This is a genomic window from Xanthomonas codiaei, from assembly GCF_002939785.1.
GTDB lineage: Bacteria > Pseudomonadota > Gammaproteobacteria > Xanthomonadales > Xanthomonadaceae > Xanthomonas > Xanthomonas codiaei.
The window spans coordinates 24,203-45,813 of sequence record NZ_MDEC01000033.1; the positions used below are offsets into that span (position 1 = coordinate 24,203).

A 21,611-nucleotide genomic window follows, 5' to 3' on the forward strand; every position below is an offset into this window, starting at 1 on the left:
GAGGTGGATGCCGATAACAAGCTAACGCACCACCTGTACGGCAAGCTTGGCCAATCGACGCAACGCGCGTTCCAGCATGTCGCTCCACGGCTGGCCACAGGTCAGGCGGAGATGATCAACGTAGTCGCCACGGCTGGAATACAGATGGCCTGGGGAGGTGCCGATACCTTCGGCCAGTGCGGCTTCGAACAAGGCTTGTCCATTGCCACCATCGGGCAATTGCAGCCACAGCGAGAGTCCGCCGGCCGGGTCGCCCACCCGCGTGCCCTCGGGCCAATGGCGCATGATCGCATCGCGCAGGCGTTGGCCGTTGTCGGCCAGGGTACGGCGTAGCTTGCGCAGATGCCGTTCCAGATCGTGTTGCGCCAGATAATCGGCCAGGGCCAATTGCGGCAGGCTGGCGCTGCCGACGGTGGAGAAGTATTTGGCGCGCACCAGGGCGTCGGTCCAGTCGCCGCCGAGCAACCAACCCACGCGCAGGCCGGGCGATAGTACCTTGGAGAACGAGCCGCAGGTGATCACGTTGGCATGCGTGTCGAAGTGACGCAGTGGGCGTGGTCGCTGGCCCGACCAATCCAGTTCGCCGTAGATATCGTCTTCGATCACCACGGTGCCGTGACGCGCGCAGCTATCCAGTAGCGTGCGTTTGGCACTGTCGGGCGTGAGGCTGCCATTGGGATTGTTGAAGTTGGGCACCAACACGGCGGCTCGCACCGGCGTGCGTTGCAGCAGCGCGTCCAGGCGCGCCACATCGATGCCATGGCCGGCGCGGTTGGGAACTTCCAGCACCTTGAGCCGTAACGCGGCCACCGCCTGCAGGATGCCGTGGTAGGTGGGCGTTTCCACCAGCACCACATCGCCCGGTGCGGCAAGCGTGCGCAGTGCCAGGCTGATGGCTTCCATCGCCCCGGCGGTGATCACGACTTCTTCCGATGGCACGGTGGTTGCGCAGTGTGCGTAACGTTGTGCGATCTGCCGGCGCAGGGCGAGGTGACCTTGTGGCGGTGCGTAGTCCAGTGCGGCGGTGCGTTGGCGGCGCAACTGACGCGACAGGGCGGCAGCCACCTGTGCAGCCGGCAATAGCGCCGGCGCGGGAGTGGCGGTGTGCAACGGCACCAGGTCGTTGCGCGCCAGGGTGTCGAGTACACGCTGCAAGGCCGGGCTGTCGACCATGCCGGGTTTGCGCCGACGCGTGGCGGGAGCCGATACAGGCGGTGCAGAGGCGGTGGCGCGCACGAAGTATCCGGAGCGCGGCCGCGCCTGCACGCGTCCTTCGCGCTCCAGCTGCAGGTAGGCCTGCACTGCCGTCGTGGTGCTGATGCCGTGATTGGCGGCCAGTTGCCGGATCGAGGGCAGGCGCTCGCCGGCACGCAGGGTGCCCGCTTCGATCTGCTGTCGCAGCTGCATGGCCAGCGATTCGTACAGAAGCATGTGGCGGTGCATTCCATCTGTATTGGTCGATTTGCAGCGTATCTGAATCTGTCATGGTCGTGTGGCGCATTGCAGACTGGCTGTGCCCGGCGGGTGCGCCAGGTGTGTTCTTTTCTGCGAGGTTGGCCGTGCTGCTTTCTGTGTTCATCGTCGATGCGTTCACCACGGTACGCTTCAAGGGCAATCCTGCGGCTGTCGTGCCGCTGCAGGAATGGTTGCCGGAATCGCTGATGCAGGCGATTGCCAGCGAGCACAATCTGTCGGAGACCGCATTTTTCGTGCGCGACGAAAGCGGGGTCTTCGACATTCGCTGGTTTTCTCCGCGCAAGGAAGTCGGCTTCTGTGGGCATGCGACCCTGGCCAGCGCGTTGGTGATTGCGACGCATCAGGAGGTTGCATTCCCGTTGCGACTGCGTGCGCCGGCCGTTGGCGAGATCGCGGTGACGCGGGTGGCCGAGCAGACCTTCGAGCTGCGCTTCCCTAATCAGATGCCGGTATTGCTGCCGGTGATGCCGCAAGCCTTGTTGGCGTCGTTGTCGATCGCCCCACAGGCTGTCTATGCAAACGCGCAGGCGTATATCGCCGTCTACGCGGATGAAAATCAGGTGCGGGAGGTGGTGCCGGACCTGAGCCGGATGCTGGCGCTGGCGCCGCGCGATGTGGCAGTCACCGCGCCAGGGACCGAGCATGACTTTGTCTCGCGCTACTTCTGGCCGGCCAATGGCGGTAGCGAGGACCCGGTGACCGGGTCGATCCATGCCGCGCTGGCGCCGCTATGGGCGGGCAGGCTGGGCAAGACGCAGTTGACCGCGCTGCAGGCATCTGCGCGTGGTGGCGAGCTGGCATGCCGCATCGAGCCGCGGCATGTGCATGTGCGCGGCAGCGCTGTGCAGTATCTGCAGGGAACGATTGCGCTATGACTATCGCCTTGTCTGTTCGGGCGACATCGGCCGGCACTGCGCGAGGTGCGATCTGGCAGTTGCTGATTGCAGAGGTGTTGATCGGCTCGGTCGGCGTGTTCGTCCACGAGAGCGGGCAGGATCCGGTGACGGCGGTGTTCTATCGCTGCCTGTTTGGTGCGTTGTTTCTCACCGTCTGCGGCCTGATCGGTGGGCAGCTGCGCGGGCTGTGGCGTGAGGGTGTGCTCTTGCGCAACGCAGTCGTCAGTGGCGTCTTGCTGGTGCTGAACTGGGTGGCCTTGTTCGCGGGCATGGCGCGCTCGTCGATCGGCGTGGCGACCATGGTCTATCACGTGTTTCCGTTCGTGATGCTGCTACTGGCGGCGCTGCTGCAGGGCGAGCGCACCCGCCGTGTCGACCTGGGCTGGACGGTGCTGGCGTTCGTCGGGGTGGCGTGTTCGGCCGATCCGGGGCGGCTCTGGCAGGCCGCCGATCGCGGCTACCTGCTGGGCATCGCCCTGACCCTGCTGGCAGCGTTGCTTTGCGGTGCCTCGCTGTTGATGTCGCGCCGCATCAGCCGTGAGCGGCCGTTGGCGGTGGTGACGGTGCAATGCTGGGTCGGTGCACTGTTGCTGGCCGGGTTTTCCAGCCGCGCCGCGCTGCAGCCGGGCCTGCACTGGGTCTGGCTAGCGGGCTTGGGCGTGATACACAGCGGTGTGGTGTACGTGCTGTTCTATTCAGCGTACCGGCATCTGCACGTGGCCACGATCGCCGTGCTGGCGTTCGTGTATCCGCTGGTGACGCTGCTGCTGGACTATCTGCTGTACGGCCACGCCCTGGTGCCGGTGCAGTGGCTGGGCCTGGTGCTGATCGTGGTCGGCACGCTGGCGGTCAACCTGAAATGGCGCTGGCGGCGCCGTGCACTGGATCAAGAGTGAGCGCGCCGCCGCGCAGGCAGCGTGGCGGCATCGCCTTCATGGTGGTGCGTCAACGCACGTCGCGCATTTCCCAATGACCGCCGGCCAGCGCCTGCATGCGCTGCTTGAACAGATCGCCGGGGATGCTGGTGGTGGCCACCAGGTCCACGCGTAGATCGTGCTGTTTGCCGGTGACCGTGGCGGCCGGGTCGGTGATGCCCAGCGCCGGGTCCACCTCGTCCGGGTCGGCCTGCAGCTGGCGCCAGCGATCGAACCAGGCCGGGTCGCGCAAGGCCGCCTGCAGCTGCTCGGCGAACGCCTCCGCGCCATTGGCGGTGAAGCTCACCGACGGTGCGCTGCCGCGGGCGAGCTTGGGGTCGGGCAGGCTGATCGAGTAGCTGACAGGCATGGGCGGGCTTCCGTTGAATGACGGCGGCACGTTAGCCAAGACGGGGTGAGAACGCCGTCGAGGACGCAGATGCCCGCGCGCCGTTGCGTCAGGCGGAGAAGCTGTGCGGCTCGGCGGCGAATGCCACTGCCAGCGCGCCCTTGCCCACGTTGACCATGCCGGTCAGGCTCATCACGCTTTCGAACAGTTCCACGCCATGGGTCTGGCAGGCAGCCTGCAGTGCGGTGTAGCCGGGCAGCGCATGCAGCTCGGACAGCTCGCCGCCGTAACCCACGCACACCGTGGGCGTCATCAGGCCTTCGCGGATCTTGCGCACAGTGAAGCCGAACAGCTTCTCGGCCGACGGCTCGAAGCCCTTGAGCTTGGCCACCGGCTCGGTGACGCCGCGGTAGGCGCGCAGCACCGGTTTGATGTCCAGCGCACTGCCCAGCGCGGCGCCGATCAGGCCCACGCTGCGATCGCCCTTGGTGCGCGCGCGCGCGCGCAGGTAGTACAGATCGCGCGGAATCATGTACCCATAGGTGTGTTCGGCCAGCTGTTCCAGGCGTGTGCGGATCGCCGCCACGCCCTGGCCCTGCTCGCGCAGGCGTACCGCTTCCACCGCGGTGATGCCTTGCCCGGCGAACAGGTTGAGCGTGTCGATCACACGCAGCGCAAACGGCGAGCTATGGCCGGCAGCCTGGCGGATCGGCTTGTAGTCGTTGAGGATCGCGAAGCTGGCCTGCATCGCGTTGTCGTGGATCTGACTGCGCAGCTTGGAGATGGTCAGGCAGAACACATGGTCGTAGTCGATCACCAGCCGTTGCAGGAACAGGTCGCGGATCTGGTTGACCGAAAACGGCGTGGTCTCGGCCTCGTGCCCGCGCTCGGCGACATGCGCCTGCAAAAAGCTCAGCGTGGCTTCCTCGTCGCGGTGATCGGCCAGCACGGCTTCGCCGATCCGTACGCTGATCGGCAGCACGATCACGTTGTTGCGTTGGATGAAGTCCTGCGGCAGGTCGCACGCACTGTCCACCACGATTCCGATGCGCATCGTCGCCCCCTCCGGCTATTGCGTCGTCTCCAAGTGCGAACGCTATCGCAAAACCGGTCCCAGGCGTAGACCCATGCACTGAATGCCTGGGCCGGCGGGCCTGCAATCGCGGACCTGGCGCGCCGTCGCCGCACTGCCGTCGCGGCAGGGGCGGCGCCAGCTTCCGCGCCGGCTGCATCCCTGTCCCCGGACCGTCCCGGCCCTCCCCAATCGGACGACGGGTGCATGTGGCTGTGCAGCATTGGTGCACCCGGCAGGGCTGGGCAGCTGAGCGGAACATGACGCCCTGCCTGCGCAGAGGGCAGGAATTGAGGACCAGGGCACGCTCGAGGTGGCAGGTAGCGCCCGCTATCGCGCTTGGCGCGCCCGCCTTGCCGGAATCGGTATAGCTCCTCCCGCGCAGGCGCTGCTAGGGTCGGTCGCGACCGCTACAGGGCAGGTCTCGGTGACGCCGTACCGGTGTCGCCGCGCCGAACACAATGGAGAGTCCAATGCACACCACCCCATCCAACTCCCTCGCTCAGACCGGCGCGCAGACGCCCAGCCCCCGGCGGCGCGCCTCGCGCTGGTGGAAGGCGGCGCTGGCCATCGGCCTGGTGGCCCTGGCACCGGCGGCGCTGGCCGGGCCTTACAAGATCTTTGGCAACCACTATGCCTGGGTCAATAACTTCAACGACCCCAACAACATCATCCAGGGCACCTTCGGGACCGGCAGCACCCCCGAGCTGACCGTCACTTTCAACTTCGCCGACTACAACCTCTACGGTTACCCGGCGATCGTGCGCGGCTGGCACTACGACTGGAATCCGACCAGCGACAAGCTGTTTCCCAAGCAGGTCTCCTCGATCACTTCGTTACCCTTCAAGTTCAAGTACAGCGCCGGCGGCAGCAACCTGGCGGGCGATTTCGCCTACGACATCTTCTTCCGCTGGGATACCAGCAAAGGCAACCCGCAGCTGGAAGTGATGATCTGGGGCGACCACAATTCCTGGCCGATCGGCACCGTGACCGCGACCAATGTGATCACCGCCGGCGGGCGCACCTTCGATCTGTGGGAAGGCTTCAACTCCGGCGCCGGTTATTACGTCTACACCTTCATCCCGAGCGGTACCGCCGGCCAGCCCACGCTCAAGACCAGCGGCAGTCTCAATATCGATGCCAAGCCGTTCCTGACCTGGCTGCAGAACAACCGCTCCAAGGATGGCCGCTACAACAACAGCATGTATCTGCACGCGGCCGAGGCGGGTTTCGAAGTGGTGCGCGGCAACGGCTGGGCCAAGGTCAGCGCCACGCTGGACGCCAAGTAACACCCAACACGGATGACAGTTCCTGGACCGCCGCCGAGGCGGTCCAGGTCCGCTGGACGCGATGAACAGCAGACCGCGTCGATGGTTGGCGCAGGCTGTGGCTACCGCGAACGTCAGCGGCGTGGAAGCAATGACATGGTCGTGTGCGCGACGCCTGCAGCGCAGGCGTATCTCGGACGAGACCATGATGACCGGTCTGCATAGAGACGCCATCCGCGCCCCGTGAGTGCGTGGAGTTCGGTGCACGACGAACCGTTGTCGCACTGCATGAAGCAACCCTCGTTCGCCCACCGCGCGGCGTGTTGCCGGGGACGTGGACGCGTTCCTCCCATGCATCATTGGAGTCGACCCCTCCAATGCGATCACCTCCGGTGGCATCAGCTACGACCTGTGGGAGGGCAACAACGCCGCCGCGGGCTATTACGTGTACACCTTCATTCCGCATGGCACGGCCGGCAACAGCAATCCGCTTCCGTCCAAGGGCAATCTCAATGTGGACGTCAAGGCGTTTTTGACCAGGCTGCAGGCCTTGCGTGGCAGCGATGGTCGCTACAGCAGCGACCTGTACCTGCAGGTGGTGGAGGCTGGCTTCGAGGTCACCGACGGGATGGGCACGGTGTCGTTGAGCGGATCCCTCGCTGCGAAGTAATCCGGTGCTTGCTGCATCGTTGGTCACCGCGGCGCATGGTCAACGAAGCTTTCGAACCATGGGCCAGGCATCGCGGTGAGCCACAGCTGCCTGGCAGCATGGCCGGATAGCTGCCTGCTCGCGCGCCGCGCTGTTGTTGAATCCATGTCCTCCACCGCGGCGGCTGCGCGCGGTGGAGGACATGCCGGTCGCGCTACAGCGCCACCAGTTGCACGCTGTCCAGCACAAAGGCCGGGCTCAGGTAGCCGTTGTCCGGCGATCCCGAGGCAATGCCGATCTCGATGCGGTTGGTGCCCGTCTGCAGTGCGGATGCCGGAATGTCCACCTCGTACAGCGTGTTGTTGCCGCGCGTGGTGCCGCGGGTGATGCCACGCGTCCTGGGCTGCGTAGGCGCGGCAGGCACCGGCCCGTTCCAGCGTGCATTCACGCTGACCTGCGGGCGCCCACCGGCCTGTGCCAGCGGCACGAAGATGCGCAGGCGATAGGCGCGCACCGCGTTGGCTGCCAGCGTGAAGTCGATACGGGTGGGCGTGTTGATGCCGCGCCACTGCACTGCCGGAAAACTGCCCGCATTGCTGGAACCTACGGTATAGGTGAGCGGGGCCCAGCGCATGCGCGTGTCGGAAGGATGCGCGCGTGGCAGCAGGTCGGCATGCCGGAATCCACCCGGCGTGCCATCGGCAACGCCGATCTGCCACTTCACCGCGCCCGGCAGGACCGTCGCCTGCAAGGCGGCCTGTGCGGTGGCATTGGCGAAGACTTCGACATCGCGTTGCGCCACCTCCAGCTCGTGTTGATACAGCGTCATGCGGTAGCGGCCCGGGCGGACCCCGGCAATCTGGTAATCGCCGCTGCCATTGGCGGTAGCCCAGTACTGCGCCTGCGCGTTACGCAGGCCGATCACCGCCGGTTGGCCTGCCGGCACGCCGCTCACCCGCCCGCTGACGCCGCCGCGCCCGCTGCCGGCCAGGTAGCCGCTGAGCCCCAGGGTGGCATCGATGAAATCGGTGCTGCGTTGTGCGCTGGACGGCGCACCGCCATCGGTGAACAGCAGGCCATAGACGCCATGCAGGCCACCGCGAAACGCCTCGGTCTGGGTATGGTCGGAGTACATGTAGTTGTAGAGCTCATGCGTCACGTGGGTTTTCTGCGTGGCGATGTCCTTGAAGAACGGTCCGCCCGAACTGTGCTCGCGATTGCCCATCAGCATGAACACCGCAACGCCGGAGCCGCTGACGCCATGCTCCTGGTCGTCCATCATCCGTCGTGCGGAGTAGAACTTGGAGCTGGTGCGCCCATCCGGCAGCAGGAACACGTCTTCGCCTTCGATGACCGTACCGACGCTGGAATCCGGTTCCTGCTGCGCAGCGGGCAGCTTGCCGACATTCAGCCGCGCAATGAAGCGTAGTTCGCCCACCGGTAGCAGGGTTGGCGCATAGGTGGCCATGTAGATCGCATTGCGGCCCTTGCGGACGATGTAGTACTGGATCAGATCGCCGGCCTTGGCCGACACCACGATCGCCCCACCCACCACGCGTGCGTCCACGCTGGCGCTGCCCAGCCCGGAAGCGATATGCGAGCCCTTGGATTCGGTGGTCTGCAGCTCGTTGCCGCGATAACGCATCGAGACGATATCGCCATTGCCGGCGTTGACCGAAAACACCAGCTCCGCGCCGGTGTCCACCACCACGCGCTCGCCGCTGCGGGTGAAGCCGAATGCGGCCATCGCCGGTGCGCTGACGCCGGCGGACAACAACAGTGCGCAGGCGAGGGTGTACAAACGATGGCGGGCCATGCTGGTCTCCGTTCGGAAGCAGGGCATCGTTGCGATGCATGCATGCGATCCTAGGCGGGCGCGACAGCGGCGGCGAGCACCGGAGGCACAGAACGTGCGCACTGTTCGATATTCCAGTAATGAATTTTGGAGTGGTTGGCAGAGTGCAGGCGTCGCCGATCGATCGGCACGCTGGGCGAGCGCAACAGGCAGCAGCAGCGCGCGCCGCCGCAGCGGCTAGGATGCGCAGCGAGGCGCTGCCAGATGGGCGTCGATGGCGCATGGGCGCGGCAGTGCAGGAGTGGCACATGCCGCACCGAGCAGCGCCGCGCATGGCGATGGGGGCAGTTGAATTGGTTCGCTGCCCTTACGACACGCCGACGTCATTCACGGCTCAGCGCAATGCTTCGCGCACCGAGGCGATCGTGGCCATCCATTGCTCGCGCTTGCCGATCACGAAGCGGTAGGCGTTTCCATCGCTCACGTGCACCGCCAACGCTGTGGGCGCGATCGGCACCAGGCCGAGCAGGCGCGTCCAGCAGGGCTGCATCGCCACGATCTGCCGCAACGGTATGCTCAGCGACCGTGTCCGCACATCGAAGGCCTGTGGCTGAAACAGCAGCGCGTCGGCGGTGAGGATCAGGCGCCCGCCTACCGCCTCCATCCCGCACTGCAGATTGGCGGGTGCTTGGCGCAACACGTCGCGCTCGATCGAACGCAATCCGCCGCCCTGGAACAGCGAACTCACGGTCGTGCAGCGGCAATGCGAGAACACGGCATCTGCCAGGGCGGGACGCCACGGCTGTCGAGCGGTGCCAGGAGTAAAACCGAAAACATGCGATAGGCCTGCTGGGCTGCGTCACTGCAGTGGAGGCTGCCGGCCGGAGGCGGCAGCACGCCATGACAACACATCGCCCATGTACGCCAGACCACCGCCGATCATGTACATGAGCAGATCGTGCGCGGTGGCGGTATTGCCGAGCGCGATATAGGCGACGCTGCCAGGGCGCAGCCCCAGGCGGTCGGCCAGGTGGATCGCCTGCAGGCTTTCGATCAGGCACCCGCTGGCCACTGCCAGCACGCAGGCCCAGCGTGGTGCGGGCGCCAGCACGCCGCGTAGCCCGCAGTAGACCAGGATCACCGCCAGCATGTCGCCCAGGCTGCCGCGCACCCACGGCCCGCCGAGCCTGCCGGCTCCAATCGCGACTTCGATGGCAAACACGGCGCCGGCGAGCAGCAGGTAGAGGGCGCGTACGCGCAGCGACAGGCGGCTCATCGTGTCGTCGCGCGCCTGCGTTGGCGGCCCTGCGTATAGGTGGTGCCGAGCGGGATGCTGATGCCACGCTGGCGGTCGGTGAGGGTGACCTGCAGCTGCCACCGGCCCGGCAGGTCGCCGGCCTCGGCGCGGATGGTCAGGCCGAGGTTTGCGAGAAAGACGCTGCGCGGATCGCCGCTTATCTTTCCCTGCAGGCAGGGCGCATCGATCGCATTCTGCTCGGCATGTCCGGCCGGGTCGATCACCCGGATGCTGCACACCACATCGGCGCGATGCTGCGCATCCAGGCCCGGGTTGGAGAGAAAGATCAGCAGGAACAGCGAATCGCCGGTGCCGACATGGTCCACTTCGTTGAAGTGCGGCGTGGTGTCGCTGGGCGTGTTCCATTTCGCCGCCCAGTCCGCATCGGCGGTCAGCAACAGGCTGGCGCCGAGGCCCTGGACCGTTTTCCGACTGGGCGATTCGGGAAGCGCCTCGCCGTGCCGATTGATCCATCCGGACTGGGCCAGGGCCGGCAGCGGCAGCAACGGCAGCGATAACGCGAACAGCGACGACAGCAGGGCAGGTGGCAGGCGCATGAGCAATCCTTGGCGAGCGCATCGCGCTGAAACGGCAGCGGAGCCGTGAGGCAGTGCGCCGGTACGCACTGCGCCAGCACAACGGGAATCGGCGCGATGCGTGCGCGGCGCGCACAGGGCACGCCGCAGGCCACAGGCAATCACTTCAGATAGGCACGCGGCAACGGGCCGGCCTGCGGCATGTAGCGGTCGCGCAGCTCGGTCTGGCGCGAGCGCATCGGCATTTCGCGCCCGCCCAGCCACACCTGCTCGGCGTAGTGCGCCACGTCCAGCGGGTCGCCTTCCCACAACACCAGGTCGGCCTGCCTGCCCACCGCGATGCTGCCGATGCGATCGGCCACGCCGAAGATCTCCGCCGGTACGCGGGTCAGCCCGGCCAGGCCCGATTCCCACGGCAGGCCGTTGGCCACCGCATTGCCGGCCAGCTGGCGCAGCTTGCGCGCGTTGTGCGAGGCATCGCCGCTCTGGCTGAAGCTGACCTCCACCCCGGCCGCACGCAGGCGTGCGGCGTTCTCCAGCGTGGCGCCGATCTGGTCGAAGGTAGCCGGCAGATCCGCCAGGGCATTCACCAGCACCGGCACCCTGGCCTGGGCCAGTTGCGGCGCCAGCTTCCAGGCTTCGGCGCCACCGGCGATGGCGATGCGCACCTTCTCGCGCTGCGCCCAGCGCAACAACTGGCGGATATCGGCGGCGCGTTCCACCTGCACCACGATGCGGCCTTGCCCAGCCAGATACTTGGCCAGCACGCTGCGCCCGACCGGGGTCAGCAAGGCATGCGGCGAATCGGCCGGCACGCGGCCGCGCGCTTCGGCCACCAGTTGATCGAGCAGCATCCACTGCGCAGCGCGCGAGCTGCCGGTCAGGTCGGAGGCTGCCGCGCCGATGCGCAGGAACAAGGCATGCGGGCCCACCGGATCCGGGCTGCCATCCAGCCGCACGATGCCGCCCTGGCCGGCGATGAAGGCGCCACTGGTGGTCGCCCCCAGTGCGGTGAAGCCGATGCCTTCCACGCGCGCCACCGGCACCAGCACCGACTCGGGGTTGTAGGCCAGGGTGACGTCGAACTCCGGGCGCATCGGTTGATCGGCCAGCTTGACGCCGCTGTCCACGGTGCTCTCCTCGCCGGAGATCTCCTCGATGCCGATCTCGGTGATGCCGCCGAACAAGGCAGGGGTCAGCGGCCGGCCACGGGCATCGATCACGCGGCCATCGGCCGGCGCTGCGAGGTTGCTGCCGATGGCGCGGATCACGCCGCCCTGCACCAGCACGTCGGTGTTGCGCAGCGTGCCCTGCGCGGTGGCGGTGTGCACGGTGGCGCCGCGGATCAGCAACTGCTGGGCGGCGGCGGGCAGCGCCAGGGCCGCAAGCAGCAGGGCCGACAATGCGCGCAAACGCGGGCGATCAATGCGGGTGCGGCTCATCGTGCCACCTCCTGGCCGAGCATGAAGTCCGAGACCGGCTGCAATGCGCGGTTGTGGCGGTCGTAGACCTGCGCACCGTCGATGTACACCTGTTCGGCCAGCGCGTAGGAGCTGAAGGGGTTGCCGTTCCACACCACTACATCGCCCATCTTGCCCGGCTCCAGTGCGCCGGTCTGCTGTTCGATGCCCAGTGCCTTGGCCGCGTTGCTGGTGAGCCAGCGGATGGCACGTTCGGGCGCAATCTCCATGCCGCTGCGGCGCGCGTTGGCGATCACCTTGGCGGCCTCCTGGTTGAGCCGCTGGATGCCTTCTTCCGAATCCGAATGCACGATGGCGCAGCTATTGGCCGGGCGGTCGACCAGCGCGATGTTCTCCTGGATGCCATCGAAGGCTTCCATCTTGAAGCCCCACCAATCGGCCCACAGCGCGCCGCAGACGTTGTCCTGCGCCAGCCGGTCGGCCAGTTTGTAGGCCTCCACGCCGTGGTGGAAGGCGGCGATGTGGAAGCCGAATTCCTTGGACAGGTCCAGCATGGTGGCCATTTCGTCGGCGCGGTAGCAGTGGATGTGCACGCGGATGTCGCCGTTGATGGCGCCGGCCAGGGTGTCGAGCTTGAGGTCGCGCTTGCCGCCGGCATCGCCGCTGCTGTCGTTGTCACCGCCGCGGCTCCACCAACGGCGCTTCTTGTCGCTGTTCTTCTTCGGTGCGTTCTTCTGCAGGTATTCGGCCGCATCGATGAAGGCGGCGCGGTAGCCGGCCACGTTGCCCATGCGGGTGCCGGGGCCGCCCTTCTCGCCGTACACGCGCTTGGGGTTCTCGCCGCAGGCCATCTTCAGGCCCCACGGCGCACCCGGGAACTTCATGCCCTGGTAGGTGGTGGAGGCCACGTTCTTGAGCGTGACGCCGCGCCCGCCGATCAGGTTGGCCGAGCCGGGCAGGATCTGCAGCGAGGTGATGCCACCGGCCAGCGCCGTGCCGAAGCCCGGGTCCTGCGGCCAGATCGAATGTTCGGCCCACACGTTGGGCGTCACCGGCGCGGTCATCTCGTTGCCGTCGCTGTGCGCGCCGATGCCGGGGCTGGGATATACGCCCAGATGCGAGTGCACGTCGATGATGCCGGGCGTCACCCACTTGCCGGTGCCGTCGATGCGACGCGCATCGGCCGGCGCCTCGAGCGCGCGGCCGACGGCGGCCACCTTGCCGTCGCGCAGCAGCACGTCGGCATCGTCCAGCCGCTCGCCGGTGCCGGTCAGGACCGTGGCGTGCTGGATCAGCACCGGACCGGACGCCAGCGCGCGGTAGGTGCTGGGGTAGGGGTCTTGCACGAAACGCGATGCCGCAGACGCCGGCCCGCACAGCAGCGCCGCGCCAAGGGCGGCGAACAGGATGGAACGCATGGATTTCCCCGGTGACACGAAAGCACAGGCCGCAAACCTAGCCGTCGGCGCGGTACTTGCCAAGTGCTGAAGGTTGCGGTCGCGGCTGCCTCATCACGTGCAAGAGCGCATGCTGTGCCGTATTCCTCAGGGGGCGCGTCGATGATTGCCAAAACAGAACGCAACAAACAGGCCGATGTGGTCCTGGCTTTTTGGGAGCTGGCCGGGGCGGCGCGTTGGTTCACGCACAACGATGCGTTCGATGCCAACTTCCGCCAGCACTTCAGCGAGCAGCATTTCGCTGCCGCGCGCGGGGAGTATGCGCACTGGATGGAGCGTGCCGAAGACGCGCTGGCCTTGCTGATCCTGCTGGACCAGTTTCCGCGCAATGCCTTTCGTGGCAGCGCGCATGCCTACGCTACCGATGGACTGGCACTGCAGTGCGCCCGGCAGGCGCTGGAACGCGGTTTCGATCAACAGGTGTCGGCGCAATTGCGGCTGTTCTTCTATCTGCCGTTCGAGCATGCCGAGGATCTGCAGGAACAGGCGCGCGCAGTGCAGCTGATCGGCGCATTGGACGATGCGGAAACCACGCGATGGGCGCTGGAACACCAGCAGATCATCCAGCGCTTTGGCCGCTTTCCGCATCGCAATGCGGTGCTGGGGCGTACGACCACGGCCGAGGAACAGCAGTTCCTGGACGATGGCGGGTTTGCTGGCTGATGCTGGCATCGGCATCGGCATCGGCATCGCCAGACCCGGGCCGCCTCCCGGTGCGCGGTTGCATCGTTCATGCCATCCGGCGGCCGCAGTCATGCGACGGGCGAGCCGGTCGCCTGCAGTTGCTGCAGGTGATCGCTGGCTGACATCGGTCCATACCAAAACGGGCGCCCCGTGGAGCGCCCGTTTGGGTCAGCGGTGTCTGGCCAGGCTCAGTACTTGGCCACGCCGTTGTCCACCTCGTCCGACCACGCGTCGATACCGCCGGTGACGTTGTAGACATTGGTGAAGCCCAGGCCGCGGAAATGCTCGGCCGCCTGCAGGCTGCGCCCGCCGCGGTGGCACAGGAACGCCAGCGGGGTGTCCTTGGGCAACCGTTCGATCGCCTGGCGCTCGTGCGCATCCAGGGTGCGGAACGGTGCGGCCACCGTGGCCAGTGCACGTTCGTCGGCCGGGCGCACGTCCACCAGGGTCAGGCTGCCGGCCTTGAGGCGGTCGTCGGCATCGCGCACCGACAGTTCCTGCACCGGCTTGGGCGCATTCGGATTGTCGATGGCCAGGCCGCGGCCGCGGATGTCGTCGACCCAGTCGATGGTGATGCCGTCGGCGCGGCGCGCGCTGGCCAGGTCGAACTGCACGCGCAGGCCATTGGATTCGGCCGCGATGGCGTTCGGGTTGGTCGGCGCCAGCTGGAAGTTGGGCTGGAAGTTGGCGTCGATGGCCAGCGTCAGCGAAGCATCCGGCGCGTCGGCCAGCGCACCCTTGAGCATGTCCACCGCCGCCGGGGTAATGGTGATCTTGGGCGGGCTGCGGTCCGGCGCCTGCAGGCCGAGCATGCTGCTCAACTCGCCGCTGTCGGCCATCTGCACGATGATGTCGCTGCCGCCGACCAGCTCGCCGTCCACGTACAGCTGCGGAATGGTCGGCCAGTCGCCATAGGCCTTGATGCCCTCGCGGATCTCTTGGTCGGCCAGCACGTTGACGTGGGCATAGTCGATGCCCAGGCCGTCCAGCACGCCGACCGCCTTGGCCGAAAAACCGCACTGCGGCATACCGGGCTGGCCTTTCATGAAGAGCACCACGCGGCTGGATTGCAGCAGCGTATCGATACGGGAACGCAGGGCGGGATCGAGGGACATGGCAGCACTTCGGTCGGGTCGTGGAGACCGTCCATTCTACGCCGCATGGCATCATGCGGCATGACCACGCCGGAAACGCTGTATCGCACCCCCTCGCGCCCGTACCGCTGGGTGGGCCTGTTCGCCCTCTCGCAGGCGGCGGTGGCGCTGCTGTGGTGGCACCTGGGCTGGGCCTGGGGCCTGCCTGCGCTGTTGCTGTCGCATGCGCTGTTCGTGGTGCCGGTGTTCCTGCCGCGTGCACGGCTGTACGCGCCGGTGCTGGCGCGGCTGCCCGGGCGCGCCCCGCAGGTGTGGCTGACCATCGACGACGGCCCCTCCGACGACACCCCGGCCATTCTCGATCTGCTCGACGCCTATGACGCCCAGGCGACATTCTTCGTGGTCGGTGCACGCGCCGAGCAGCGGCCGGAGCTGGTGCGCGAGATCGTGCGGCGCGGGCATGGCATCGGCAATCACAGCCATACCCATCCGCAGGCCTGGTTCTGGGCGCTGGGACCGCGCCGCATGGCGCAGGAGATCGGCCGGGCGCAGCGCACGCTGGCGGCCATCACCGGGCAGGCGCCGCGGCTGTACCGCTCGGTGGTCGGCATGACCAATCCCTTCGTCGCCTCGCCGCTGCGCGCGCACGGGCTGACCCGGGTGGCCTGGAGCGCGCGCGGCTTCGACGGCGTGCGTTGCGAGCCGGACGCCACCGTGGCGCGCATCGTGCGCGACCTGCAGCCCGGCGCGATCGTGTTGCTGCACGAGGGCGCCGCGCACGGCCATAACCTCACCATCCTGCGCGGCGTGCTGGAGGCGATGCAGGCGCGCGGGCTGGTGGGGCGGCGGCCGGATTGAGATCGGCGCGGGCGGTGTGCGCTGCCAGCGCACGCGGCGCCGCAGCTTGGCGTGTCGGCGCCTGCGGCTGACGCAGTGGGTGCGCCACGTTGCATCGGGAGTGCGGCGATACGCCAGCGTGCACGGTCAGGCCGCTGCTGCCGGTAGCGCCTGTGGTCGTCGCCGATCAGTGCGCGCGCTGCATGTTGCCTTGGCTGGGCTGGCGCGGCAGCCAGGTGCCGGGGCAGGGAGCCAGACGCGGCAATACAACGAACGCAGAGGCGGCAGCGCGTATGGAGGTGTAACGCGGAAGTTTCCATCGCGTCGCATGCGAGTGGTGTGCCGTCAGGTCACACCGGTGCGTCCGCAGGGTCAGTTCCGCGCGGCTGGGTTCTATTGACAGCAGTTTCAAGCAGATCGAACATGCGCGCCCCAGCCAGCTTTCGGATCGTGCTGTTTCGCGCTGCGATCCGCGCCAGCCTCCATGGCCGTCGTCGACGGCAGTTTTCGATCATGAGGCTGACCCTATGTTTCATCGCAGTGTCTGCGCGCGCGCCGCCGTGTGTGCGGATTTGCGTTTCTCGCGCGTCGGTCCGACGCAGTGCCTGCTGGCTGTGGCCTGTGCGTGGCCGTGGATGGTTGCCGCGCAGTCGGGCACGCGCGATCCGGTCGATCTGGATGGCCTGCAGGTCCAGGCGCATCGCGGTGCCGCCACCGAGGGGCGCGATTCCTATACTGCCGATATCGCCCGCAGTTCGACCAAGCTGGAGCTGTCGCCGCGCGATACCCCGCAGTCGGTGGTGGTGGTGACGCGCCAGCAGATCGTCGATCGCAATCTGCAATCGCTGCAGGACGTCACCGACACCGTGGCCGGCTTCAATTCGCCGACCTGGGATACCGAGCGCACCTACATCACCGCACGCGGCTTCGAGGTGGACTACTACCGCATCGACGGCATTCCCACCGACTACAGCGGCGATGTGCAGCAGAACATGGCGATCTACGACCGGGTGGAAATCGTCCGCGGCGCCAACGGCCTGACCTCCGGTGCGGGCAGCCCGGCCGCCTCCATCGACCTGTTGCGCAAGCACGCCGACAGCGGTGTGACCACCGGCCGCGTGGATCTGTCGGCCGGTCGCTGGGATCGCTATCGCGGCACCGCCGATCTGCAGTCGCCCCTGAATGCCGCTGGCAACGTGCGCGGCCGCGTGGTGGCCAGCTACGAAGACAAGCAGTCGTTCCGCGATTACTACAGCAAGCAATCCACGTTGTTCTACGGCATTGTCGATGCCGATTTCAGCGCGTCCACCAGCGGGTATGTCGGCGTCAACAAGCAGCGCAACGACGGGCGCGGCACCACCTGGGGCGGGGTGCCGGCGTATTTCAGCGATGGCAGCCGCACCGACTTCGCTCGCTCGGATGCGTTCACGCCGCGCTGGGCGCGTGGCGTGGCCGATACCACCAACGCCTTCGCCGGGCTGACCCATCGCTTCGACAACGGCGCGCAGCTGCACATGGAGTATTCGCACCAGCGTTTCGAAACCGACTGGAAGTCGGTGCTGTTCGGCTATCTGGATTATCCGGACAAGGACACCGGCCTGGGCCTAGCCAGTACCTTCGGCGGCAGCTACCCCACGCTCAGCGCGCAAAACAGTCTGGATGCCTGTGTCAGCCTGCCGCTGGGGCTGTGGGGCCGCGAGCACGAGATCGTGGCCGGCGCCACCTGGATGAACCGCACCATCCGCAGCTGGTCCAACCTGCCATTGCAACCGCTGGTGGCCGAAAGCGTCTACGCCTGGACCGGCAGCATGGCGCAGCCGGCATGGTCGCCGCTGAGCAAGGGCGAAGAGCGCCAGGTGCGCCAGGTGGCCGCCTATGCGGCCGGGCGCTTCCAGCTGAGCGATGCGCTGAAGGCGATCGTGGGCGCGCGCGTCACCGACTGGAAAAGCACAGATCAGCTGCAGCCGGCCAATTCCTACGCGCGCCGAGGCCGCACCACGCCGTATGCCGGCCTGATCTTCGATGTGGATGAGCATCATTCGCTGTATGCCAGCTACACCGGCATCTTCAAGCCGCAGAACAATCGCGACCGCGGCGGGCGCTATCTGGATCCGCTGGAAGGCAACAGCTACGAGGTCGGCGCCAAGGGCGCCTATTTCGATGGCCAGCTCAACGCTGCACTGGCGCTGTTCCGTATCGAGCAGGACAACCTGGCCGTCAACGACCCGGGGCAGCTGGTGCCGGGCACCACCACCCAGGCCTATCTGGCCGCCAAGGGCACGGTCAGCCAGGGCGTGGAGTTTCAGCTCGATGGGCAGCTGTCCGAGCAATGGCGCATCGCGTTCGGGTTTGCCCAGTTCGATGCCAACGACGCCAGCGGCGTGGACGTCAACCCGGCCAGCCCGCGTCGCGAAGCGACGTTGTTTACCAGTTGGCAGACCGGGCCATGGCGGCTCGGTGGCGGGCTGAGCTGGCAATCGCCGATCCACGAATTGATGGCCGGTCCGCTGGGCACCACGCAGCGGCTCAGCCAGGGCAGCGTGGTGCTGGCCAATGCGATGGCGCGTTACGACATCACCCAGGCATGGTCGGCGCAACTCAATGTGCGCAATCTGTTCGATCGCCGCTACTACGCCAACATCGTCTACCAGAGCCAGCTGATCTACGGCGACCCGCGCGATGTGGAGCTGACGTTGTCCTGGAAGTTCTAAGAGCGCTGACAAACCGCAGCGAGCGATCGTCAGGCAGCTGCGGACGGCGCGGAGGAACCGGAGTGTACGAGCGGTACATACCGATTCCGAGCGCCGGCCGCACCCGCCTGGCGGCCGCGCAGGAATTGTGTGAGTTGCTTTAAGGGGTAGCGCGGCGCGCGTCGGCTGCGCAGGTCAGCAATGGAGACGGTGCATGCAGCCACCGGGTCTGCTTGCACTGGTCTTGCCAAGACCGCCGCGCTCAGCGCGGCTCGGCCACGATCAGCCAGTTGTTGAACGGCGTATTGCCGTACAGCGGCGCAAACGTGGCGCGCAGGCCTGCGGCATCCAGCTGCGCCTGCAGGCTGTCGCGGGTGGGGTAGCTGCGCGGCATGCGTTGCATCCATCCGCTAAGGTGCGCCAGCACGTCGGTGACGCGGCTGGTGCGGCCGCGCCGGCTGTCGTCGCCCAGCGCGCTGCGGATCACCAGCTTGGCACCGGGGGTCAGCATCTGCGCCACGCTGCGCAGCAGGCCGGCCTGCATGTCCGTCTGCAGGTACTGCAGCACATCCAGGATGGTCACGCTGCCCTGGTGCTGCGGCCATGCCAGGCTCAGGTCGACCACTTCGAATCGGGTGTCGCCCAGCGCCGAACGCTGCGCGATGTGCTGCGCGCGGCGGATCTTGGAGGCATCCACATCCACGCCGTAGTACGCCAGCGCCTGGCCATCGGCGCGCAGGGCATGGGCAAGCAGGCCCAGCCCGCAGCCCAGGTCCAGCACTGGCGCGGTGGTGCTGCGCAGTTGCGCCAGCACGCCCGGATACAGCGGGTCGGTGCGCAGCTTGGCCTGGGTGTAGTAGTAGTCGTAGCGGTTGCCCAGCGGATGCGGGGGCAGGAAGGCACGTGCAATGGCCAGCGCCTGTGCGCGGCTCATCGGTTGGGTAGCGGGGCTATGCAATGTCGTTCCTTGGCAATCAGACGTGCTGCGCGGGTAGCTTAGGGCCTGGCGGCGCGATTGGGGTAGGCCGGGTTTGGCGTTTTTGCCACCCGCCTGGACAAGCCAGGACGTACTGGCGGCAGCGCTGGAGAACATGGGCAGACGCAGGTCTCGCGCTGCATGCGAGAGCGGCAGGGCCGTGGCCGAATGAGTCTTTCGCCTCGCGCGCGAGCGCCGGGTGCGGGGGCTGGCTAGACCGGCAGAGAGCCGATGGAGTCCACCGAACCGACTGCGCCCAGTGCATCGCGCGCCGCAGGCAAGGCCACCGCGGCCCAGCGCGCATACATCGCGGGCGAGGGGTGCAGGCCATCGTCGACCAGCATCTCCACCGCATCGCCGCCGTCGCGGCTGGTGGGTGTGATATCGACGAAGCGGACTGCGCGCTCGGCACAGCACTCCGCCGCCACAGCGTTGAACGCGTCGATCTGCGCCGCAACCAGGCCGGCATCGCGGCCCTGCGCGCGTGCGAACGGCGTCAGCCCCCAATCGGGAATGGACAGCACCAGCACGCGTGCGGCGTGGCCGCCGGCAAGTTCGATCGCGCGCTGCAACAGCGCATCGAACTGGCTGCGGTACTCGTCCAGTGACCGCTCGCGGTACTGGTTGTTGACCCCGATCAACAGGCTTACCAGATCGAACGGACCCTGTGGCGCAGCGGCATCGAGACCGGCCTGCAGCTCGTCGGTGGTCCAGCCAGTGGTGGCGATGATCTGCGGCGGCGCCACGTTCCAACCGTAGGCACGCAACCCATCGACCAGCTGTACCGGCCACCGTTGCGCTGGGGCAACGCCTTCGCCGATGGTGTAGGAATCGCCGAGCGCCAGATAGCGCAGCGGCGCGGCAGACGCCGCCATCAGGCGACGCTGCGCGACTTGAGTGGCACGACCTTGGTCACGGCTTCCGCACGGCGTGTCAGTGCCCGGTCGATGCGCGCGAACACGTCGCGCATCACGCTGGCTTCCGGCATCAGGGTCACGCGGAAATGGTGGCGATACGGCACGTTGAAGCTGGAGCCGGGCACCACCAGCACGCCTTCCTCGTTCATCAGATCGAGTGCGAACGCGTGATCGTCGAAGTTGCGCGCGGCCGCGCCCACCACCGCCGGGAACGCATACAACGCACCGGCCGGTGCCACCAGCTGCAGATGCTCGCTGGCCGCACAGGCCTCGATCACCGCGCGGCGGGTTTCGTATAGACGGCCACCCGGCGCGCACAGCGCCGAAATGGTGTCCGGCCCGTTGACGGCCGCATCGATGGCGTACTGGCCGGGCACATTGGCGCACAGGCGCAAGGCGCCGAGCAGATCCATTGCGTTACGCAGGTCGTTGATGCGCGATTGCTCGCCGGACAGCAGCGCCCAGCCCACCCGCCAGCCGCAGGCGCGGTGCACCTTGCTCAGGCCGCTGAAGGTGATGCACGGATGCGCACCGGCCAGCGGCGCCACCGGCACGAATGCCGCACCGTCATAGAGCACCTGGTCGTAGATCTCATCGACCATCAGCAGCAGGTTGTGCTTGGTCGCGATCGCCACGATGCGCTCCAGCAACTCGCGCGAGTAGCTGGCGCCGCTGGGGTTGTTCGGATTGATCAGCACGATGGCGCGGGTACGCGAGGACACCAGCGTCTCGATCTCCACCGGATCCGGCTGGAAGCCGTTCTCCGGCGCGCAGCGGTAGTACACCGGGCGGCCGTCGTTGAGGATGGTGGCCGCCGACCACAGCGGGTAGTCGGGCGAGGGCACCAGCACTTCGTCGCCCGGATTGAGCAGGGCGCGCAGCGACAGGTCGATCAGCTCGCTGACGCCGTTGCCGACGAAGATCCGGTCGGGGTGCGCATCGGGGTGCTGGCGGCGCGAATACGCGGTGGCGATGGCTTCGCGCGCTTCCGGCAGGCCCTGCTGATGGGTGTAGGGATCGGTGCGGCCCATGTCGTCGGCGATCGCGCGCTGCAGATGCTCCGGCGCGCGGAACCCGAATGCGCCCGGATTACCGATATTGAGCTTGATCAGCTTACGGCCCTGGGCCTCCAGCTCCCGCGCTCGCCGCGCCAGTTCGCCCCGGATTTCGTAGCGGACTTCGGACAGACGCTCGCGGATGGCGAGCGGCTTTTGCGGGGCAGTGGACATACGGCGGGCCGGTTGTAGGCGTGAGGCTTGGCATGGTAGCGGAAATATGACAGG

The 21,611-nt window shown here is 67.2% G+C and carries 19 protein-coding genes, 1 other RNA gene and 1 pseudogene; 7 read left to right on the plus strand and 14 right to left on the minus strand.

The features are described 5' to 3' along the window. Positions 1-21: 21 nt before the first annotated feature. Positions 22-1,431: an aminotransferase-like domain-containing protein gene (locus tag XcodCFBP4690_RS18790; protein WP_104543407.1), complete on the minus strand. Its 1,410-nt coding sequence runs from the start codon at positions 1,429-1,431 to the stop codon at positions 22-24. Between the two features lie 128 nt (positions 1,432-1,559). On the opposite strand from XcodCFBP4690_RS18790, the gene XcodCFBP4690_RS18795 reads away from it, so the two are divergent. Both XcodCFBP4690_RS18795 and XcodCFBP4690_RS18800 read left to right on the plus strand, forming a co-directional pair. Further along, positions 1,560-2,351 (plus strand): PhzF family phenazine biosynthesis protein, encoded by a 792-nt coding sequence (locus XcodCFBP4690_RS18795; RefSeq protein ID WP_104543409.1) that lies wholly within the window; start codon positions 1,560-1,562, stop codon positions 2,349-2,351. After that, positions 2,348-3,268 carry a DMT family transporter gene (locus XcodCFBP4690_RS18800; protein ID WP_104543361.1) on the plus strand — a complete coding sequence of 307 codons (921 nt, stop codon included), beginning with the start codon at positions 2,348-2,350 and terminating at the stop codon, positions 3,266-3,268. The genes XcodCFBP4690_RS18795 and XcodCFBP4690_RS18800 overlap by 4 nt, the downstream gene beginning before the upstream one ends. Before the next feature lie 49 nt (positions 3,269-3,317). Here the strand turns inward: XcodCFBP4690_RS18800 and XcodCFBP4690_RS18805 are convergent, their stop codons facing one another. Both XcodCFBP4690_RS18805 and XcodCFBP4690_RS18810 read right to left on the minus strand, forming a co-directional pair. Beyond that, positions 3,318-3,656 carry a hypothetical protein gene (locus tag XcodCFBP4690_RS18805; protein WP_104543363.1) on the minus strand — a complete coding sequence of 113 codons (339 nt, stop codon included), beginning with the start codon at positions 3,654-3,656 and terminating at the stop codon, positions 3,318-3,320. Between the two features lie 88 nt (positions 3,657-3,744). After that, positions 3,745-4,689, minus strand: coding sequence for a DegV family protein (locus tag XcodCFBP4690_RS18810; protein WP_104543365.1), 945 nt, complete (start codon positions 4,687-4,689; stop codon positions 3,745-3,747). Between the two features lie 491 nt (positions 4,690-5,180). On the opposite strand from XcodCFBP4690_RS18810, the gene XcodCFBP4690_RS18815 reads away from it, so the two are divergent. Then, positions 5,181-5,996: a GH12 family glycosyl hydrolase domain-containing protein gene (locus XcodCFBP4690_RS18815; RefSeq protein WP_104543367.1), complete on the plus strand. Its 816-nt coding sequence runs from the start codon at positions 5,181-5,183 to the stop codon at positions 5,994-5,996. A gap of 352 nt (positions 5,997-6,348) precedes the next feature. Then, a pseudogene (locus XcodCFBP4690_RS18820) lies at positions 6,349-6,645 on the plus strand (cellulase); the annotation flags it as partial. Between the two features lie 193 nt (positions 6,646-6,838). On the opposite strand, the gene XcodCFBP4690_RS18825 reads toward XcodCFBP4690_RS18820, so the two are convergent. The 6 genes from XcodCFBP4690_RS18825 to XcodCFBP4690_RS18850 all read right to left on the minus strand — a co-directional run bounded on the left by XcodCFBP4690_RS18825 (position 6,839) and on the right by XcodCFBP4690_RS18850 (position 13,091). Then, on the minus strand, positions 6,839-8,440 hold the full coding sequence (locus tag XcodCFBP4690_RS18825; RefSeq protein WP_104543369.1) for a rhamnogalacturonan lyase B N-terminal domain-containing protein: 1,602 nt from the start codon (positions 8,438-8,440) through the stop codon (positions 6,839-6,841). Positions 8,441-8,813: 373 nt separating this feature from the next. Then, positions 8,814-9,140, minus strand: coding sequence for a hypothetical protein (locus XcodCFBP4690_RS18830; RefSeq protein ID WP_104543411.1), 327 nt, complete (start codon positions 9,138-9,140; stop codon positions 8,814-8,816). Positions 9,141-9,278: 138 nt separating this feature from the next. After that, entirely contained in the window at positions 9,279-9,695 is a 417-nt protein-coding gene (locus XcodCFBP4690_RS18835) for a ribosomal maturation YjgA family protein (protein WP_104543371.1), read from the minus strand. Further along, positions 9,692-10,273 carry a hypothetical protein gene (locus XcodCFBP4690_RS18840; RefSeq protein WP_104543373.1) on the minus strand — a complete coding sequence of 194 codons (582 nt, stop codon included), beginning with the start codon at positions 10,271-10,273 and terminating at the stop codon, positions 9,692-9,694. The genes XcodCFBP4690_RS18835 and XcodCFBP4690_RS18840 overlap by 4 nt, the downstream gene beginning before the upstream one ends. Before the next feature lie 140 nt (positions 10,274-10,413). Then, entirely contained in the window at positions 10,414-11,694 is a 1,281-nt protein-coding gene (locus XcodCFBP4690_RS18845) for an amidohydrolase family protein (protein WP_104543375.1), read from the minus strand. Beyond that, positions 11,691-13,091, minus strand: coding sequence for an amidohydrolase (locus XcodCFBP4690_RS18850; protein WP_104543377.1), 1,401 nt, complete (start codon positions 13,089-13,091; stop codon positions 11,691-11,693). The genes XcodCFBP4690_RS18845 and XcodCFBP4690_RS18850 overlap by 4 nt, the downstream gene beginning before the upstream one ends. A gap of 141 nt (positions 13,092-13,232) precedes the next feature. Between XcodCFBP4690_RS18850 and XcodCFBP4690_RS18855 the strand changes: the two genes are divergently transcribed. Further along, the gene (locus XcodCFBP4690_RS18855) at positions 13,233-13,793 is read left to right on the plus strand and encodes a DUF924 family protein (RefSeq protein ID WP_104543379.1); all 561 of its coding nucleotides are present in this window, start codon (positions 13,233-13,235) and stop codon (positions 13,791-13,793) included. 209 nt (positions 13,794-14,002) lie between these two features. On the opposite strand, the gene grxD is transcribed toward XcodCFBP4690_RS18855, so the two are convergent. Continuing rightward, entirely contained in the window at positions 14,003-14,929 is a 927-nt protein-coding gene (gene grxD / locus XcodCFBP4690_RS18860) for a Grx4 family monothiol glutaredoxin (protein WP_104543381.1), read from the minus strand. A gap of 45 nt (positions 14,930-14,974) precedes the next feature. On the opposite strand from grxD, the gene XcodCFBP4690_RS18865 reads away from it, so the two are divergent. Together XcodCFBP4690_RS18865 and XcodCFBP4690_RS18870 are read left to right on the plus strand one after the other, a co-directional pair. Continuing rightward, complete coding sequence (locus XcodCFBP4690_RS18865) at positions 14,975-15,766, plus strand: polysaccharide deacetylase family protein (RefSeq protein ID WP_208622769.1); 792 nt, start codon at positions 14,975-14,977, stop codon at positions 15,764-15,766. Positions 15,767-16,380: 614 nt separating this feature from the next. Beyond that, on the plus strand, positions 16,381-18,456 hold the full coding sequence (locus tag XcodCFBP4690_RS18870; protein ID WP_244183717.1) for a TonB-dependent siderophore receptor: 2,076 nt from the start codon (positions 16,381-16,383) through the stop codon (positions 18,454-18,456). A 3-nt stretch (positions 18,457-18,459) separates the two neighbouring features. Here the strand turns inward: XcodCFBP4690_RS18870 and XcodCFBP4690_RS18875 are convergent. The 4 genes from XcodCFBP4690_RS18875 to XcodCFBP4690_RS18890 form a co-directional block, all read right to left on the minus strand. Continuing rightward, a non-coding RNA gene (locus XcodCFBP4690_RS18875) (sX9 sRNA) lies at positions 18,460-18,535 on the minus strand. Between the two features lie 162 nt (positions 18,536-18,697). Continuing rightward, a complete protein-coding gene (locus XcodCFBP4690_RS18880; protein ID WP_104543387.1) occupies positions 18,698-19,369 on the minus strand; it encodes a methyltransferase in 672 nt (223 codons plus the stop codon). A 254-nt stretch (positions 19,370-19,623) separates the two neighbouring features. Next, positions 19,624-20,286 carry an SGNH/GDSL hydrolase family protein gene (locus tag XcodCFBP4690_RS18885; protein ID WP_104543389.1) on the minus strand — a complete coding sequence of 221 codons (663 nt, stop codon included), beginning with the start codon at positions 20,284-20,286 and terminating at the stop codon, positions 19,624-19,626. After that, entirely contained in the window at positions 20,286-21,557 is a 1,272-nt protein-coding gene (locus tag XcodCFBP4690_RS18890) for a pyridoxal phosphate-dependent aminotransferase (RefSeq protein ID WP_104543391.1), read from the minus strand. The genes XcodCFBP4690_RS18885 and XcodCFBP4690_RS18890 overlap by 1 nt, the downstream gene beginning before the upstream one ends. Positions 21,558-21,611: the final 54 nt, after the last annotated feature.